This window comes from Streptomyces sp. NPDC013157 (assembly GCF_042899865.1).
In the GTDB taxonomy this organism is placed as follows: Bacteria; Actinomycetota; Actinomycetes; order Streptomycetales; family Streptomycetaceae; genus Streptomyces.
Genome location: NZ_JBIBAK010000002.1, coordinates 981,330 through 998,390 on the forward strand (window position 1 = coordinate 981,330; position 17,061 = coordinate 998,390).

Annotated in this window: 17 protein-coding genes; 4 read left to right on the plus strand and 13 right to left on the minus strand. The window is 71.6% G+C overall.

The window, feature by feature from the left end:
* Nucleotides 1–122 precede the first annotated feature (122 nt).
* From ACFY6U_RS09795 to fabG, 5 genes are read right to left on the minus strand one after another with little or no spacing between them, the layout of a single operon-like run.
* Nucleotides 123–917, minus strand: a complete 795-nt coding sequence (locus ACFY6U_RS09795) for an SDR family NAD(P)-dependent oxidoreductase (protein WP_390036387.1) — start codon at nucleotides 915–917, stop codon at nucleotides 123–125.
* Nucleotides 918–933: 16 nt separating this feature from the next.
* A complete protein-coding gene (locus ACFY6U_RS09800; protein WP_390036389.1) occupies nucleotides 934–2,142 on the minus strand; it encodes an acetyl-CoA acetyltransferase in 1,209 nt (402 codons plus the stop codon).
* A complete protein-coding gene (locus ACFY6U_RS09805; protein ID WP_390036391.1) occupies nucleotides 2,139–3,578 on the minus strand; it encodes an OB-fold domain-containing protein in 1,440 nt (479 codons plus the stop codon). The genes ACFY6U_RS09800 and ACFY6U_RS09805 overlap by 4 nt, the downstream gene beginning before the upstream one ends.
* Before the next feature lies 1 nt (nucleotide 3,579).
* Complete coding sequence (locus ACFY6U_RS09810; protein ID WP_390036393.1) at nucleotides 3,580–4,812, minus strand: acetyl-CoA C-acetyltransferase; 1,233 nt, start codon at nucleotides 4,810–4,812, stop codon at nucleotides 3,580–3,582.
* A 30-nt stretch (nucleotides 4,813–4,842) separates the two neighbouring features.
* Nucleotides 4,843–5,589, minus strand: coding sequence for a 3-oxoacyl-ACP reductase FabG (fabG, locus tag ACFY6U_RS09815; protein ID WP_390036395.1), 747 nt, complete (start codon nucleotides 5,587–5,589; stop codon nucleotides 4,843–4,845).
* Nucleotides 5,590–5,701: 112 nt separating this feature from the next.
* Here fabG and ACFY6U_RS09820 point away from each other — a divergent pair, with 112 nt between their 5' ends.
* Nucleotides 5,702–6,928, plus strand: a complete 1,227-nt coding sequence (locus ACFY6U_RS09820) for an acyl-CoA dehydrogenase family protein (RefSeq protein ID WP_390036397.1) — start codon at nucleotides 5,702–5,704, stop codon at nucleotides 6,926–6,928.
* Between the two features lie 22 nt (nucleotides 6,929–6,950).
* Here ACFY6U_RS09820 and ACFY6U_RS09825 read toward each other — a convergent pair whose 3' ends face one another.
* Together ACFY6U_RS09825 and ACFY6U_RS09830 are read right to left on the minus strand one after the other, a co-directional pair.
* On the minus strand, nucleotides 6,951–7,514 hold the full coding sequence (locus ACFY6U_RS09825) for a DUF2889 domain-containing protein (protein WP_390036399.1): 564 nt from the start codon (nucleotides 7,512–7,514) through the stop codon (nucleotides 6,951–6,953).
* Nucleotides 7,511–8,329: an enoyl-CoA hydratase-related protein gene (locus ACFY6U_RS09830; RefSeq protein WP_390036400.1), complete on the minus strand. Its 819-nt coding sequence runs from the start codon at nucleotides 8,327–8,329 to the stop codon at nucleotides 7,511–7,513. The genes ACFY6U_RS09825 and ACFY6U_RS09830 overlap by 4 nt, the downstream gene beginning before the upstream one ends.
* A 185-nt stretch (nucleotides 8,330–8,514) precedes the next feature.
* On the opposite strand from ACFY6U_RS09830, the gene ACFY6U_RS09835 reads away from it, so the two are divergent.
* Both ACFY6U_RS09835 and ACFY6U_RS09840 read left to right on the plus strand, forming a co-directional pair.
* Nucleotides 8,515–9,318, plus strand: a complete 804-nt coding sequence (locus tag ACFY6U_RS09835; protein ID WP_390036402.1) for a FadR/GntR family transcriptional regulator — start codon at nucleotides 8,515–8,517, stop codon at nucleotides 9,316–9,318.
* Between the two features lie 125 nt (nucleotides 9,319–9,443).
* Nucleotides 9,444–10,625, plus strand: a complete 1,182-nt coding sequence (locus tag ACFY6U_RS09840; RefSeq protein WP_390036404.1) for an amidohydrolase family protein — start codon at nucleotides 9,444–9,446, stop codon at nucleotides 10,623–10,625.
* Nucleotides 10,626–10,669: 44 nt separating this feature from the next.
* Here the strand turns inward: ACFY6U_RS09840 and ACFY6U_RS09845 are convergent, their stop codons facing one another.
* The 6 genes from ACFY6U_RS09845 to ACFY6U_RS09870 are packed head-to-tail and all read right to left on the minus strand — an operon-like array spanning nucleotide 10,670 to nucleotide 15,672.
* Nucleotides 10,670–11,767: a serine hydrolase domain-containing protein gene (locus ACFY6U_RS09845; protein ID WP_390036406.1), complete on the minus strand. Its 1,098-nt coding sequence runs from the start codon at nucleotides 11,765–11,767 to the stop codon at nucleotides 10,670–10,672.
* Nucleotides 11,760–13,370: a class I adenylate-forming enzyme family protein gene (locus ACFY6U_RS09850; protein WP_390036408.1), complete on the minus strand. Its 1,611-nt coding sequence runs from the start codon at nucleotides 13,368–13,370 to the stop codon at nucleotides 11,760–11,762. The genes ACFY6U_RS09845 and ACFY6U_RS09850 overlap by 8 nt, the downstream gene beginning before the upstream one ends.
* A gap of 4 nt (nucleotides 13,371–13,374) precedes the next feature.
* Nucleotides 13,375–13,797 carry a MaoC/PaaZ C-terminal domain-containing protein gene (locus tag ACFY6U_RS09855; RefSeq protein ID WP_390036410.1) on the minus strand — a complete coding sequence of 141 codons (423 nt, stop codon included), beginning with the start codon at nucleotides 13,795–13,797 and terminating at the stop codon, nucleotides 13,375–13,377.
* The gene (locus ACFY6U_RS09860) at nucleotides 13,794–14,246 is read right to left on the minus strand and encodes a MaoC family dehydratase N-terminal domain-containing protein (protein ID WP_390036412.1); all 453 of its coding nucleotides are present in this window, start codon (nucleotides 14,244–14,246) and stop codon (nucleotides 13,794–13,796) included. Before ACFY6U_RS09860 ends, ACFY6U_RS09855 begins: the two co-directional genes overlap by 4 nt.
* 54 nt (nucleotides 14,247–14,300) lie before the next feature.
* Entirely contained in the window at nucleotides 14,301–15,149 is an 849-nt protein-coding gene (locus tag ACFY6U_RS09865) for an enoyl-CoA hydratase-related protein (RefSeq protein WP_390036414.1), read from the minus strand.
* A gap of 4 nt (nucleotides 15,150–15,153) precedes the next feature.
* Nucleotides 15,154–15,672, minus strand: a complete 519-nt coding sequence (locus ACFY6U_RS09870; RefSeq protein WP_390036416.1) for a PaaI family thioesterase — start codon at nucleotides 15,670–15,672, stop codon at nucleotides 15,154–15,156.
* A 119-nt stretch (nucleotides 15,673–15,791) separates the two neighbouring features.
* Here ACFY6U_RS09870 and ACFY6U_RS09875 point away from each other — a divergent pair, with 119 nt between their 5' ends.
* On the plus strand, nucleotides 15,792–17,036 hold the full coding sequence (locus ACFY6U_RS09875; protein WP_390036418.1) for a CaiB/BaiF CoA transferase family protein: 1,245 nt from the start codon (nucleotides 15,792–15,794) through the stop codon (nucleotides 17,034–17,036).
* Nucleotides 17,037–17,061: the final 25 nt, after the last annotated feature.

Here is a 17,061-nt window from a genome sequence, read left to right on the forward strand (position 1 = left end):
CGCGGGGGGGGTGGGGGCGGTCTTGTTGGGGGACCCACGACCCGGCGCCCCCCCGAAAAAACCCCGGGGGGGGGGGCCCCCCCCCGGGCCCCCCCCCCCGCGACGGCTTCCTGCTTGCGGCTTTACGCGTCCCGCAGATCGGCGACGTACGGCTGGTGGGCCAGCAGGCCGCCGTCCACGCGCAGGGTGTGGCCGGTGATGAAGGCCGACTCGTCGCAGGCGAGGAAGACGACCGCCGCGGCAACGTCCTCCGGGAGGCCCAGGCGCGGGGTGAGGTGATGGCGGAGCATGGCCTCGCGGATGGAGTTGTGGGCCGACCCGGAGCTTGCCGGGGTGACGATGAAGCCCGGTGCGATGGCGTTGCAGCGCACGCCCTGCTTGCCGTACTGGGTGGCGGTGTACTGCGTGAGGTTGATGAGGGCGGCCTTGGACGCGCCGTAGGCGGGGTTGCGGAGGTCGCCCGCGAGGCCGGCGCCGGACGAGGTGTTGATGATCGAGCCGCCGCCGCGGGCGATCATGCTGGGTACGGCGGCCTGGATGGCGACCATGGTGCCGCGGAGGTTGATCCGCATGGTGTCGTCCCAGACCGCCGGGTCGGCCTCCGTGACGGCGAGGTCCCGGCGGGCGGCCAGGTGGGTGGCGGCCGCGTTGTTGTGCAGGACGTCGAGGCCGCCGTACGTCTCGACCGCCACGGCCACCATGGCCCGTACGCTGTCGGCGTCACCGAGGTCGACGAGTACGGCCGTAGCCGATCCTCCGGCGGCGCGGATCTCCTCCGTGACCGACTTGGCGCCGTCGAGGTTCAGATCCGCCACGACCGTGTGGGCGCCCTCGGCCGCGAGGCGGCGGGCGGTGGCGGCACCGATGCCGGAGGCGGCCCCGGTGACGACGGCGATCTTGTCCTGAAGCCGTCCCATGAGCGAACCGCCTTTGCTATTCGGTGAGTTGACTGCCGACGACGGAGACGAACGACACGCATTCGCCCGGTCCGCCGCCCAGGTTGTGGGTGAGCGCGAGGGAACGTCCCTCGGCGAGGGTCTGGACCGTGCGCTCCGGGGGTGCCTCGCCGCGCAGTTGGAGCCAGGCCTCGAACATCATGCGCAGCCCGGAGGCGCCGATGGGGTGGCCGAAGGCCTTGAGGCCCCCGTCCGGGTTGATTGGCAGTGAGCCGTCCAGGTCGAACGCCCCGCTGGTCACGTCCTTCCAGGCCTGGCCGCGTCCGGCGAAGCCCAGGTCCTCCATCAGCACCAGCTCCGTGGGCGTGAAGCAGTCGTGGACCTCGGCGAGCGCGAGTTCGGTGCGCGGGTCGGTGATGCCGGCCTGCCGGTAGGCCTCCTGGGCGGAGGCGACGACCTCGGGGAAGGTGGTGAAGTCGTAGGCGGGGTCCAGGAGCCCGTCCGCCGGGCCCGCGACGAAGGACAACGCCTTCACGAAGATCGGCTGGTCCGTGTACCGGTAGGCGTCCTCGGCGCGTACGACGATCGCCGCCGCCGAGCCGTCCGAGACGCCCGAGCAGTCGAAGACGCCCAGCATGCCCGCCACGATCGGCGCCGACCGGATGCGCTCCAGCGGGACCTCCTTGCGGAACTGGGCGCGGGGGTTGCGGGCGCCGTTGACGTGGTTCTTCCAGGCGATCCGGGTGATGACGTCCTTCATCTCGTCGTCGTCCAGCCCGTACTTGGCGGCGTAGGCGGGGGCGAGCAGGGAGAAGTTGGCGGGTGCGGTGATCTCGCCGCGGCTGTCGTCGCCCGCGCCGGGGATCGCCGTACCGGACAGGCCGGACATGCCGGAGTCCTTGAGCTTCTCCACGCCGACCGCCATCGCCACGTCGTAGGCGCCACAGGCGACGGCGTAGCAGGCGTTGCGCAGGGCCTCGGAGCCGGTCGCGCACATGTTCTCGACGCGGGTGACGGGCTTGTTGGGCAGATGCAGCGCCCGGCTCAGGGTGAGGCCGGAGACGCCGGACGCCTGGGTGCCGAACCAGAACGCGTCGATGTCGTCGAGGGTGACGCCGGCCGAGGTGACCGCCGCGCCGGCCGCGTCGACGAGGAGATCGTCCGCCGACCTGGTCCAGTGCTCGCCGAACGGCGTGCAGCCCATGCCGACGATCGCGACCCGGTCCCGGATTCCGTGCGAGCTCATTCGGCCGTCCCCTCGTCCGCACCCAGCCGTACCGGCCGGGCCTTCCAGAAGTAGTTGTGGATGCCGGACGCGGTGACGGTGCGCCGGAACGTCATCTCCACCCGGGCGCCGATCACGGCGTCGGCCTCGGTCGCGTCGGTCAGCTGGCAGCGGAACCGGCCGCCGCCGTCGTAGTCGACGACCACGACCAGCATCGGCGGGCTCGGGGTGTGGGCCAGCCGGTCCACGGTGAAGGTGGCGACCGTGCCGCGCACCTGCTCCATCGGCTCCTCGGTCATGGCGTCGACGCTGTGGCAGGAGGCGCACACCCGGTCCGGCGGCAGATGCCGGGTACCGCACTTCTCGCACCGGGAGGCGACGAAGCCGTACTTCCACCCGGCGCGGCGGTGGGCGGGCGGTGCGTAGGGCGGCTCGGGGTCCGGGCGGCGGGGCGGCTCGCGGTCGAGCAGACCGCGCCAGGAGAGATAGGTCGCGTACGGCATCGGGGCGCTGCCCGCGGCGATCTGCGCGGCGACCGGACGGGCGCTGCGGTGGGCGGGGAGTGCGTCGGTGGTGCGCAGCAGCAGGACTCCAGCGCCGTCGCCGAGCACGACGAGCGCGATGAGCTCGCCTGGGCGGGCCCGGTCGAGGACGTCGGCCAGGAGGAGACCCGGTTGGGCGGTGCCCGCGTTACCGATCGAGCCGCCGAGGTCCGCGGTGACGGTTTCGGGCCGTACGCCTGCCGAGCGTCGTATCGACGCGCACGCGCGCGCGTGCAGGCCGGAGACGATGAGATGGTCGATCGCGCCGCGGTCCAGGCCGGCCTGGTCGAGGGCGGCGGTCAGCGCTTTGTCGGCGACGGACACGTAGATCTCCTCGGCGAAGCGTTCCTCCCAGACGCGGGAGGCGGGGGCGCCGGGCAGCCGCCAGCGGTCGAGGAGTTCGTCGCTGACCGTGTCGTGGGCGAGCAGCTCGGCGATGACCGGGGCACCGTTGCGGTGGCCGCCGAAGACGAAGGCCGCCGCGCCGTCGCCGCCCGCGAGCTCTTCGGCACCCCCGGCAAGGCCGGTGCGCAGGTCGGACAGGACCGTCAGGGTCGGCACCGCGGAGCGGGCGGCCGTCACCAGCGCGCCGAGGCCGGAGCGGACCGAGCCCGCCATGTCGAGGGCGAGGACGTGCTCGTCGAGGCCGAGTGCGGCGTGGACGGCGGTCGCGTTCGTCTTGTCGAGGTAGGCGGGGGCGGCGGTGGCGAGGAAGAGCTGGCCGATGCGGGCACGCAGTGCGCCGCGGGCCAGGGCGCCGCGGGCGGCCTCCACGGCCATCGACGTGGTGTCCTCGTCGTAGCCCGCGACCGCGCGGGTGCCGCGTCCCGCCGGTGTGCCGAGGGTGGCGGCGACATCGGCGCGGGCGAGGCGGTGGTACGGCACGTAGGCGCCGTAGGCGATGAGTCCGGCCATGTCAGCGTCCTCCTGGAACGTCGTTTCCGGGCCGTTCGAAGATGGCCGCGAGGCCCTGGCCGCCGCCGAGGCACATGGTCTCCAGGCCGTAGCGGGCCTGGCGGCGGTCGAGTTCGCGCAGCAGGGTGGCGAGGATGCGGCCGCCGGTCGCTCCTACGGGGTGGCCCAGGGAGATGCCGGAGCCGTTGACGTTGAACCGCTGGAAGTCGCTCTCGGTCAGGCCCCATTCGCGGGTGCAGGCGAGCACCTGGGCGGCGAAGGCCTCGTTGAGTTCGATCAGGTCCATGTCTGCGAGCTTGAGTCCGGCTCGGTCGAGTGCCCTGGCGGTGGCGGGGACCGGGCCGATCCCCATCGTCTCCGGGGGGACACCCACGACCGCCCACGAGACCAGGCGGCCCAGCGGGCGCAGGCCGAGTTCGGCGGCGCGTGCGGGGTGGGTGACGACGCAGATCGCGGCGCCGTCGTTCTGCCCGCTGGCGTTGCCCGCGGTCACGGTCGCCTCCGGGTCGTGGCGGCCGAGCACAGGACGAAGACTCGCCAGTTTCTCCAACGAGGAGTCGGGGCGCGGGTGTTCGTCGATGTCGACGACGGTCTCGCCCTTGCGTGTGCGTACGGTCACCGGAACGATCTCGTCGGCAAAACGGCCCTGTCGCTGCGCGGCGACCGCCTTTTCGTGGGACCGCAGGGCCAGTTGGTCCTGCTCCTCGCGGGGGATGCCGTACGCGCGCCGCAGGTTCTCGGCCGTCTCCATCATCCCTCCGGGGACCGGGTGGTTGACGCCTCCCGAGGTGATCCGACCGCGGGCCAGCCGGTCGTGCAGCGTGGTGCCCGCGCCGCGCACACCCCAGCGCACGTCGGTGGTGTAGAACTCGGCCTGGCTCATGGACTCGACGCCACCGGCCAGGACCAGATCGCTCGCACCGGTCTGCACCTGCATCGCGGCGGTGATGATCGCCTGGAGTCCGGAGCCGCAGCGGCGGTCGATCTGCAGGCCCGGGACCTCCACCGGCAGACCGGCGTCCAGGGCCGCGACCCGGCCGATCGCCGGGGCCTCGCCGTTGGGGTAGCACTGGCCCAGGAGTACGTCGTCCACGGCGGCGGGCGGTATGCCGGTGCGCTCCAGCACAGCGCGTACGACCGTGGCCGCCAGCTCGGTCGCCGGTACCCCGCGGAAGACGCCCCCGTAGCCGCCCACGGGCGTACGCACGGGTTCGCAGATCACCGCGTCACGCATCGGTCCTGCCTTTCATCAGAGGATCGGCGCTCACATGTACCGGCCACCGGTCACCTCGACCACGGCTCCGGTCATGTAGCTCGCCATGTCGGAGGCGAGGAAGAGGACGACCTGGGCGACCTCGGCGGGCTCGCCCGCGCGGCCGAGGGGTATCTCGGCGAGCTTGGCGTCCCAGGCGGCCGGGGGCATCGCCTCGGTCATGGCGGTACGGATCAGACCGGGCTGCACGGCGTTGACGCGGACGCCCGCCTTCGCGAGCTCCTTGGCGGACGCCTTGGTGAGGCCGACGAGGCCGGCCTTTGCGGCGCTGTAGTTGGTCTGGCCGAAGTTGCCGACCTTGCCGGCGATGGAGGAGATGTTGACGATGCTGCCGCCCTGCCCGTGGGCGCGCATCGCGGCGGCGGCGTGCCGGGTGCCGTTCCAGGCGCCGGTGAGGTGGACGTCGATGACCGCGCGGAAGTCGGCGACGGGCATCTTGCGCAGGGTCGCGTCCCGGGTGGTCCCGGCGTTGTTGACCATGATGCCGAGCGGACCGAAGGTGTCGGTGCAGTGGGCGACCAGGGCGGCCACCTCGTCCCCGTCGGTGACGTCGCAGCGCAGGGAGCTGGCCCTGACGCCGTTCTTCGCGAGGTGCTCGGCGGCTTCGCGTGCCGCGTACTCGTTGATGTCGCCGAGGACGACGGACGCGCCCTCGCCGCCGAGGGCGCCGGCGATCTCGTAGCCGATGCCCTGTGCGCCGCCGGTGATCACCGCGTTCCGGCCGTCCAGCAGTCCCATGTCCGCCCGCCCTGGCTCGACGCTATTCCTCATAAATAGATAACCTATTATGCTGAAACAATCAATACAGCGATCGGCTGTGCGAGCGGGGCCGGGCGAGGAGAGTACGCAGGTGGACATCAGCTATCCCGCGGAGACCGAGACGTTCCGCGCCGAGGTCAAGGGGTTCCTCGCCGAGGAGCTGCCGCCGCACTGGCGGGGTATCGGCGCGCTAGACGAGGAGGCGGCCTGGGCCTTCGCCCGGGGCTGGCGCCGCCGCCTCGCCGAGCGCGGCTATCTCTCCCTCGCCTGGCCCGAGGAGTACGGCGGCCGGGGCCTGTCCAAGCTCCACCAGGTCGTCCTGATGGAGGAACTGGCCATGGCCGGCGTGCCGTTCGGGCTGCCGCAGGACACCTTCGGCGTGAAGATGCTGGCGAACACGCTGCTGCGGTGGGGCACGGCTGCACAGAAGAGCCACTTCCTCCCCCGCATCCTCAGCGGCGAGGACACCTGGTGCCAGGGGTACTCGGAGCCGGACGCGGGCTCAGACCTGGCATCCCTGAAGACCCGCGCCGTACGGGACGGGGAGGAGTGGGTGATCGACGGCCAGAAGGTGTGGACGTCCGGCGCCCACCACAGCGACTGGATCTTCGTCCTGGCCCGCACGAACCGCGACGCGTCCAGGCACCGCGGCATCTCCTTCCTCCTCGTGCCGCTGGAACAGCCCGGCGTCGAGGTCCGCCCGTTCCGGATGATGAGCGGCCAGCTCCACTTCAACGAGGTCTTCTTCACCGGCGCCCGCACCCGCGCCGATCTCGTGGTCGGCGGCGTCGACAACGGCTGGACGGTCGCCCAGAGCCTGCTCGGCGTGGAGCGCGGGGAGGAGGCGGCCACCAACCCCATCCTGTTCCGGGCCGAGGTCGAGCGCCTCGTCGACCTCGCCCGGCAGTACGGCAAGGACCAGGACCCGGTGATCCGGCAGCGCATCGCCTGGTGCTGGTCCAAGGTGGAGATCATGCGCTACCTCGGCTACCGCACCCTCACCGGCTGGCTCAAGGGCGCCGAGCCCGGCCCCGAGACGTCGATCGCCAAGCTGTACTGGAGCGAGTACCACACCGAGGTGACCGACCTGGCGATGGACATCATGGGCCTGCACGGCCAGGTCCCGGCCGGCCGGCCGCCCCTGCGCACCTACCGCGCCGACGACCCCGGCGCCGCGAACTCCTCGGCGTCCTGGTCGACGACCTACCTGATCGCCCGCTCGGGCACGATCTACGCGGGGACGTCCCAGGTGCAGCGGAACATCCTCGCGGAGAAGGTGCTGGGGCTGCCGCGCGAGCCGCGGGGCACCGACTCCTAGTGCCTCTGCAGGCCTGTCGGGGCTAAGGCCGGTCGAAGGTCCCGAGCTCGGGGACCGGGCGCGGGCCCGGCCCCGGGATCCAGCCCGCGTCGAGTTTGCGCAGGCCCACGCCGTCCGGCGCCCAGATGTGGCAGCTGTTCAGGACCCAGGCGGTGGCGCGCGGGTCGTGGGAACGCGGGCCGGCCGCGCGGTTGCGGGCCGAGATCGCCGACTGGACCACGGCCGGGCCGAGCGCGCGGGCCAGTTCGTACAGGTGGGTGCAGCCGGACACGCCACGGAACCGGTCCTGGACGGCCCGGTTGTAGCCGGCGGCGACACCGAGCCCCACCAGGCCGTCGAACGCCGGCGCGATCAGCGGGCACTCGGCGTGCGGGAAGTCCTTCATGCCCGCCTCGGCGGCCACGATCACCATGTCCGCGAGCCGCACCCGCACCGCCAGCACCATGCGGTGCACGACTCCGCCCGGCGGCTCCTCCCAGGGCCGCTCGTCGCGCAGTTCCGCCTCGACCGAGATCTCGCCGCCGCCCTCGTCATAGGCGGTGACGGTGATCGTACGGCGGTGCAGCGGGAGTTCGGCACGGGTCATGACGCGGTCTCCTCCAGCTCCGTCCCCAGCGCGGGGAAGGCCGGCTGCCTGCGTTCGATGAAGCTGCGCACGCCCTCGCGGTAGTCCGGGGCGCGCTTCGCCGTGGCCAGCAGGGCGGCCGCGCGGTCTCGGCTGCCGGTGAAGGTCCTCGCCTGGTCGTCGGCGAGCTGCCGCTTGATGAGGGACATCGCGTACGGGCTTGCGGTGCGGGCCAGTTCGGTCGCGTACGCGAGCGCCGCCGGGAGGAGTTCCGGCGGCTCGGCCAGGCGGTTGACCAGGCCCATCGCGAGGGCTTCCGTGCCGGTGACGCGACGCGACGACAGGAGCAGGTCGGTGGCGTTGCCGTAGCCGACCAGGCGGGGCAGGAGCCAGGAGACGCCGTCCTCGGCCACCAGACCGCGCGCGCTGAACGCGGCGGCGAACTTGGCGCCCGGTACGGCGAAGCGGATGTCGCACATCAGCGCCTGGTTGAACCCGATGCCGGCGCAGGCACCGTTGACGGCGGCCACGACGGGCTTCGGGAAGGACATCGGGCGGGTGCGCGGGGGCAGCCGGTCCGTGGGCCACGGCCGGGCACCCGACGAGGCGCCGTCCAGCACGCTCATGTCCATCCCCGGGCAGAAGCTCCGGCCCGCGCCGGTGAGCACCACGACCCGGACCCGCGGATCGGCCTCCGCCCGGTCGAACAGCTCGTTGTAGAGCAGCTCCATCTCCAGTGTCCACGCGTTGTGCCGCTCGGGCCGGTTCAGGGTGAGCAGCATGACCCCGTCGTCGGTGAGTTCGGTGAGGATCACCGGGGCCGGGTTCTCGGTCATCGAGGTCACTCCCACGGGTCCGTCGGGACTGGATTTATAGATAGATGAATCATCTATATACCAGGGAAGGCGGTGGGCACCAGATCAGGCTCCGCCGCCTTCGCGCCAAAGTAAGATCACGCATCCCTTGACCTGGTACGCTCGATGCACTAAGACGATTCATTTTGCTATATGAGGAGCCCACCGTGGCCGAGGCAGCCCGCGCAAGCGAAACGGCAACCGTGCCCGCCCCCTCCCGCAGCCGCGTCGGACGCCAGGTGCGGGTACCGAAGACCGCCGAGCTCGTGGCCGCGCATCTGCGCCGCCAGATCGTACGGGGTGAGCTGATGCCCGGCGACGCACTGCCGCCGGAGTCGGGGCTGATGGAGCAGTTCGGCATCTCGCGGCCGACGCTGCGTGAGGCGTTCCGGGTGCTGGAGTCGGAGTCGCTGATCACGGTGCGCCGTGGCGCCCACGGCGGCGCCCGGGTGAGCGCACCCGACGCGGACGTCGCCGCCCGCTACGCCGGGCTGATCCTGGAGTACCGCGGCGCCACACTGGGCGACATCTACCGCGCGGCGGCCCTCATCGAGCCGCCCTGCGCCCGCCAGCTCGCCGCCAAGCACACGGCGGACGACATCCAGCGGCTGCGGAACGCGGTGGCGACCGAGAAGGCCGCCCTGGACGACCCGCTCACCCTGGTCGAAGCACAGGACGCCTTCCACGCCCTGCTGGTCGAGCTCACCGGCAACCAGACCCTGATCCTGCTGTGCGGCATGCTGCGCAACATCATCGACCGGGCCAACGCCTCGTACACCGCCGCCGCCACCGACGCCGAGGCCCAGAGGGCGCAGGCCCTCAAGGGACACCGGGCGCATGTGCGGCTCGTCGGGCTGATCGAGACCGGCAAGGCGGACGAGGCCGAGAAGCTGTGGCAGCGGCACATCTCCAGCGCCGACGACGTGGTGAACGCGGCCGGACCCAAGACGGTGCTGGAACTCATCGACTGACCGCCCGGACCCGCCCGCAGACCGCCTCCCGGACCGACCCCGCCAGCAGACCCCTTGCGCTCGATAAACAGTTAGATAATTATAGGAGGCGTACTGAATAGCTCAGGGGTCCGGAGGCGACGGCCATGGCCGAACAGCGCAAGCGCATCTTCGACTGCGACCAGCACATGTACGAGGAGCGGGACTCCTTCACCCGCTACCTTCCCAAGGAGTTCCTCGGTGCAGCGGTCGCGCCGGTGACCCTGCCGGACGGGCGGGAGGTGATCCTCGCCGGGGACCGGATCGTGGTCTGTCTGGAGCCGGAGTTCGGGCAGGTCTACCGTCCCGGTTCACTCAAGGAGATGCTCAAGGCGATGGCCTCGGGCAACCCCGAGGAGACCTACCAGTTCGAGCCGATGCACGAGTCGTACCAGAACCGCGAGGCCAGACTACGGGTCATGGACGAGCAGGGCCTGGACCAGACGATCATGTATCCCGGCGGCTGGGCACTCGTCGCCGAGGAGTACGTCAAGGGCGTCGAGCCGCTCTACGCCAACTACCACTCGTTCAATCGGTACATGAACGAGGTGTGGGGCTTCGACCACCAGGGCCGCATCTACGCCCCCGCCCTGCTCTCCCTGCGCGACCTCCCCAGTGCGGTCAAAGAGCTGGAGTACGTCCTGAACCAGGGCGCCCGCTTCATCCTCCTGCCCACCGGACCGGTCTACGGCCGCTCCCCCGGCGACCCGTACTTCGACCCGTTCTGGAAGCTGGTCAACGAGGCCAAGGCAAGCGTCTGCTACCACATCAGCGAGTTCTACTACAACTCGCAGGTGGCGCCCGCCTGGGGCTACGACCCCCACCCCATCCACTTCCGGATGTCGGCCTGGCAGTGGCAGAACACCTACGGCCAGCGGCCCATCGAGGAGACTCTCTCCGCGCTGATCTTCGACAACCTCTTCGGCCGCTTCCCCGACATCAACGTCCTGGTCTCCGAGTTCGGCGCCGAGTGGGTCCCGCACTTCGTCCGCCACATGGACAAGAGCCGGGGCATGGGCCGCAACGGCCCATGGATCGGCGGGCAGTTGGACGAACGGCCCAGCCAGATCTTCCGCAAGCACATGCGCGTGGTGCCCTACCCGGAGGACGACACCGTGGCCCTCGTCAAGCGGCTCGGCTACCACGAGTCCATCGTCATGGGCTCCGACTTCCCGCACGCGGAGGGCCTGGCCGGCCCGGCCGACTTCCGCAAGCTCATCTCGGAGCTGGACGAGTCCGTCCAGGACGACATCATGTACAACAACGCCCAGCAGCTGATCAACCGTTGATCAACCGCTGAGCGTTCGCAGCCTCCGCCTGGCGGCGGGCCCGGTCAGCCGACCAGGCCCGCCGCCAGGTTCGCGATGTCGGCGAGCAGCGCCGTCCCACGCGGGGAGTGGTCGTAGCCGGCGAGCGGGTAACCGTTGCTCAGGCAGGCGAAGGACAGCCCCGACTCCGGGTCCATGAAACCCAGTTGGTAGGCAGCGCCCGCACTGCCGAAGAGCGCGGGCGAGCCGGTCGACGGCAGGTTGCTCCCCGCGTCCGGGCCGGCCACCGTCACGAACAGCCCCATGCTGGTGCGCCGGGCGCCGCCACCGCCGTAGATCCGCTCCCCGTACGGATGGTCGGTGAGGCGGATGCGGGTGCCCTCCGCGACCGCGTTCGGCTGCCACAGGCCCGAGTGTTCCAGCGCCTGGAAGTACAGCGCGACGTCGGCGGCGGTGGCGACCAGGGCGTGGCTGGGCTCGCCGGCCGCCAGGACCCTCGGATCGGACAGGTACCACGGTCCCCACGGGTCGGGTTCCTGCTCCTCGCTGGTGCGGTCGGTGGCGAGCATCGGGGCGACGCTGCCCCGCTGCCGGTCCACCGGCACCCCGAGTTCGATCGACGACAGGCCCAGTGGCCGTACGACCTTCTCGCGCAGGTAGTCGGCGAAGGCCAGGCCCGTGCGCCGTTCGACGATCTCGGCGATCAGCCAGGCGGCCGAGGTGAGGTGGAACTGGAAGCGGCTGCCGGGCGGGTAGTCCAGGCGCCAGCGGCCGAAGGCGGCGAGGCGCTGTGCGCGGTCCAGCGTCTTGGGGTGGCCGAGGGGCGCGAAGGGGAAACCGGCGGTGTGCGTGAGCACCTGCTCGACGGTCACCCCCTCCTTCCCGTTCGGCGCGAACTCCGGGATGATCGCGGCCACTCGCTCGCTCACGTCCAGGAGACCCTCGCCGAGCAGCTTCCACACCACGCCGGCGACGACCGACCGGCCGACGGACTGCAGGACGTACCGGGTGTCGGCGTCGGCGTCGCCGTACGTCTCGGAGGCCACCAGTCGGCCTCGGTGGGCGACGGCGACCTGCGCGGACGGCAGGGGGCCGTGGTCGACCTCCTGTCTGATCCGGCTCAGGAGGGCGTCCAGTCGCTGTGGGTCCACGAGTTCAGGCACTGGCTTCTCCTTCGTACGGCTCGCGCAGCCGACGGCGTACGACCTTGCCGTTCGCGTTGCGGGGCAGGTCGGTCACGAACCACCAGCGGACCGGCACCTTGAACCCGGACAGCTGGGCGCGGGCGTACGCCCTGAGCCGGGCCGGGTCCGGCGGGGTGGCGGAGTCGGACGGTACGACGAAGGCGACGACGGTCTGGCCGAGTCGCTCGTCGGGGACGCCGGTGACGGCCACGTCCGCCACGTCGGGGTGGGCGGCGAGGAGCGTCTCGACCTCCAGGGGGTGGACGTTCTCACCGCCCCGGATGATCATGTCGCTGCCCCGGCCGTACAGGTAGACGTAGCCGTCCGCGGCCACCCGGCCCAGGTCGCCGCTGCGCAGCCAGCCTTCGGCGTCGATCCGGAAGAAATGGTCCGCGCGGGCGTGGATCTCACCGATGCCGTCCGGGCCGGAGGCGTGGACCCCGACCTCGACCCCGGGAGCGGCCCGCCCGACGGATCGCAGCAGCTCGGTGCGTCCGGCGACGGCCTCCCGATGGTCCTCGGGGGTGAGTACGCTGATGGGCGAACCCTCCGTCTGCCCGAACATGTTGAGCATACGGACGCCGGGCATCGCCTCGTACGTCCGGCGCAGGGTGCCGGGGCGGACGGGCGCACCGCCGTACTGGAGGGTGCGCAGGGTGCCGTGGCGTGCCTCGCCCGCCGCCAGCAGTGTCTCCAGCATCGCCGGGACCATGCTGGTGTGTGTGATGCCGAGGTCCCGCAGCATGGTCCAGCCCTCGACGGTGAAGCGGGGCAGGCCGGTGATCAGCGCGCCGGCGGCGAGGGCGACGGCTATGTTGCCGAGGCCCGCGATGTGGTGGAAGGGCGCGCTGCCGCCGTAGAAGCTGTCGGGGTCGAGCGCGCAGAGTCGTCCGTTGACGCGGGCGCGGGCGGCGAGCCGCCGCTGGGTCATGGGGACGGGCTTGGGCAGGCCTGTCGTCCCCGAGGTGTGGAGGACCGCGGCGAGGTCGTCGGGTCCGGCGCTCAGTCCCCGTGCCGTGGGGTGGAGTTCGGGCAGGACGGCGAGCCGCCGTCCGGAAAGTGCGGCGACCTGTGCGCCGAGGACGGCGAACTCGGGCTGTGCCAACAGCACTTGGGACCGGGTGCCGTTGACCACCGCCGCGAGCTCGTGCGGGGTCATGCGGACGCCGAGTGGGGCGAGCGGGTGGCCGGAACCGGCGCCGCCGATCACCAGTGCGAGGGCGGCCGCGGACGTGGCGACCAGCGCCGGGACGGGGACGCCGGGTTCGAGATCGAGCGAGTCGAGCCAGTCGGCCGCGCCGCACGCCCGGTCGAGGAGTTCGTGTCCGGTCCAGGTCAGGTCGCCGAACCGGACGGCGGGACGGCCGTGGTCGTAAGCGCGGCTCGTCAGGGCGGTCCAGGTCGCCGCCGTCGCCGCGACCGGGGCGGGCCGCGGTGAGGCCACCGGCGCGGCGCCCACCACGCCCACTGCGCCCACTGCGCCCACTGCGCCCACCGGCGCGGTCTCCGTCGCGGCGACCTGCGCGGTCTCCGGCCCCGCCTCCGCCATGGTCCCCGGCACCGACTCCGCTGCGCTGTCCACCGGTTCAGGGCTCCAGGAAGGCCGCCGCCGTGCCGGTGACCACCTCGACGCCATTCTGGTTGACGGTCCGCAGGGAGAAGTGGGCGACCGGGCCGTCCACCGTGTCCTCGATCGACTCGACGGTGGCCGTGGCGGTCAGGGTGTCGCCCGGCCAGACCTGGGCCTTGAAGCGCACGCCGTACCGCAGCAGCGACTCGACGCCGACCCAGTCGGTCAGGACCCGGCCGGTCATGCCCATCGTCAGCATGCCGTGGGCGAACACCCCGGGGTATCCGGCGGCCTCGACGGCGAACCGCTCGTCGGTGTGGAGGGGGTTGAAGTCGCCGGAGGCGCCCGCGTACTGCACGATCCGGGTCCGCTTCAGGTCGTCGACCAGGACGTTCTCGTGGGTCTCGCCTACCTTGACGTCGTTCGCGCTCAGGCTCATCGGGCGTCCTTCGGGGTCGCGGGGCCCTCGGGCACGACGGCCACGGTGCGGGCGCTGACGATGGGTTCCCCGTCGGCGTCCCGGTACTCGGTGATGCGCTCGCTGAACAGGAGGCGGCCGCTGCGGCCCTGCTTCTCCCAGCTGCGGCCGGGGACGGTGTGCGGGTAGAGGGTCTCGCCGGCGCGTACCGGGCGGTGGTACTCGAAGTGCTGCTCGGCGTGCAGGCCGCCGCCGCCCTCGGCCACCGCCCCGGGACCGCCGCCGGACCCGAACCACTCCGCGTCCGGCTTCGGGCGCAGGTGGTACTCGGGGTCGTAGTGGGCGCTCGCCATGGTGAAGGTGGGCGGGGCGAGCGCGATCTCACCCTGGTACGCGGGGTTCTCGTCGCCGATGGCGCGGGCGAACATCATGATGTGCCCGGCCTCCACGCGGAAGGGTTGCCCTGTCATCGTCGTGCTCCTCGGTCGCAACAGCGGGTCGGTACGGCAGGTCAGTACGGCAGGTCAGTACGGCAGGAACGCGTCGCGGGTGGCCTCGTCCGGGTCGAAGTCCGCCGGCAGGCCCTCGAACTTCGGCTCCCGCTTCTCCATGAAGCTCGCCACACCCTCCCGGAAGTCCGGGGAGCCCGCGAAGAACTCCATGGCGGAGTAGGAGCGGGCGAGGGCGTCGGTGAAGGTGCGGTCCAGGTCGCCGTAGACCTGGTGGCGTACGACGGCCATGGCGCGCGGGGAGCAGTTGCGGGCGATGTCGCGGGCGTAGGCGCGGGCGGCGTCGAGCAGGTCCGCGGGTTCGACGACGCGGCTGACGAGGCCGAGTCCCTTGGCCTCGTCGGCGTCGAAGACACGGCCGGACAGCAGCAGGTCGAGCGCGTTCTCCAGGCCGATCACGCGCGGTAGGACATAAGGCAGGTTGTACTCGCCTGCCAGGCCGCGACGGGTGAAGGCGGTGGTGAAGCGGGCGCCGCGGGCGGCGAAGCGGACGTCGCAGACGAGGGCCTGGACCAGGCCGATGCCGGCGCAGGCGCCGTTGACGGCGGCGATCAGCGGCTTCGGCATGCTGCGCCGGCTGTACATCGGCACGCGCGCGTGGAGGTTGAGGGACTGGCCGGGCTGGGCGTTCTGTTCCAGCCGCTGGACGTCCATCCCGGGGCAGAAGGCCCGGCCGGCGCCCGTGATGATCACGACGCGGACGGCGGGGTCGGCCGCGGCCTGGTCGAGGAGTGCGAAGAACCGGCGCTCCATGGGGATGCTCCAGGCGTTCTTGCGCTCCGGACGGTTGAGGGTGACGGTGGCGACGCCGTCCTCGTCGACCTCGTACAGCACCAGGTCGGGCCCGGCGGGCTCCTCGGTCATCGGGTCACTCCTCGGTCAGCGGTTCGACGGGGTCGAGGGGGTCCAGGGGGTCTATCGGGTCGCCGATGCCCGGGCGCTCCCCGGAGATGGTCACCACCACCTGCCCCCGAGCGCAGACACGTCCGTCGGCCATCACGTCGACGTCGGCGAAGTGCAGCCTGCGGCCGCGCCGGACGCACCGCGCAACGGCGACGGCCTCCCGGCCCCGGGCGGGGGCGAGGTACTGCACCGAGATCGACACGGTGCTGAGCAGACTCCCCTTCGTGAAGTCATGCCCGGCGATCACCGATCCGGCGCCGGCGGTGTCGATGAGCGCCGAGATCACACCGCCGTGGAAGACGCCTTCGTGGGCGGAGAGCGGTTCGGCGTAGGGGAGCACGATCTCCACCCCGTCCGGGTCCCAGCGTGTCACGCGGAGCCGGCAGAGGCGGTTGAAGGCGACCCCGCGCTCCCAGCGTGCCCGGAACCACTCGCGGCGTTCCCGCTGTTCCAGGTCGGTGAGGGTCCTCGCCGCGACGGTCATCAGCACGCCCTCCGGTCTCGGCCGACCGGCCGATCCATATAGTTACATGAATTGGATAGTTGAAGCAATCACACGGGATCCGATCCGGGCTCCAGATGTATTATTTATATAACTCATTCATGGCTCGCGAACAGAGGGAGACCCCGATGCCGTCGACCGCCCTGGCCGGGATCCGCATCCTCGATCTGTCCCGCATCCTCGCCGCGCCGCTCGCCACCCAGATGCTGGCCGACCTCGGCGCCGAGGTGATCAAGGTGGAGCGGCCCGGTGCGGGCGACGACTCACGGACGTACGGACCGCCCTTCGCGCCCGGCCCGGAGGGTGCGGACCGGACGGACACCGCCGCCTTCTATCTCTCCTGCAACCGCAACAAGCGGTCGGTCACCGTCAACCACGCCACCACCGAGGGACAGGAGCTGATCCGCGCCCTCGCCGCCCGGTCGGACGTCCTGGTCGAGAACTTCCGCGCCGGGACGCTGGCGAAGTACGGCCTCGGCCACGAGAGCCTGCGGCAGCTCGACCCGAGGCTGGTGTATCTGTCGGTGACCGGCTTCGGCCAGACCGGCCCGTACGCCGGACGGCCGGGCTACGACGGCATCTTCCAGGCCATGTCCGGGATGATGAGTGTCTCCGGACACCCCGAGGAGCCGATGAAGGTCGGCGTCAGCATGGTCGACATCCTCACGGGCCTGTACGCCGCCACGGCCGTCCTCGCGGCGCTCCGGCACCGGGACGTCACCGGGGAGGGCCAGTTCATCGACCTCTCCCTGCTGGACTGCGGGCTGGCCTCGCTCTCCCACTTCGCGATGAACTACCTGGTCTCCGGAGAGGTTCCGCGACGGCGGGGCAACGGCGGCTACGGCGGGATCCCCTCCCAGGCGTTCCAGTGCGCGGACAAGCCGCTCTTCCTCGTCGCCGGCAACGACAAGCAGTTCGCCGCGTTCTGCGCCGCCGCCGACCGTACCGACCTGCTCCAGGACCCCCGGTTCGCCACGACCTCCGCCAGGATCACCCACCGCGAGGAGATCCTGCCGGTGCTCGCGGCTGTCCTGCGCACCCGCACCCGGGACGCATGGCTGGCCGTACTCGACGAACACGACGTCCCGGCCGGCCCGTTCAACGAGATGCCCGAGGTCTTCGCCGACCCGCAGATACGGCACCGGGAGATGCTGGTCGAGATCGAGGACCGGGCGTCCGGACGCCCGCTGCCGCTGCTCGCCAATCCGATCAGGTTCGCGGCGACTCCGGTCGAGGGCTACGCCCCGCCCCCGACGCTGGGGGAGCACACGGCCGAAGTCCTCGCGGAGCTCGCCGGAGTGACGGAGGACCAGCTCGCGGGGCTGCGGGCGCGGGGCGTGGTGTGATGCGTGACGCCTGAGGCGGGACGCG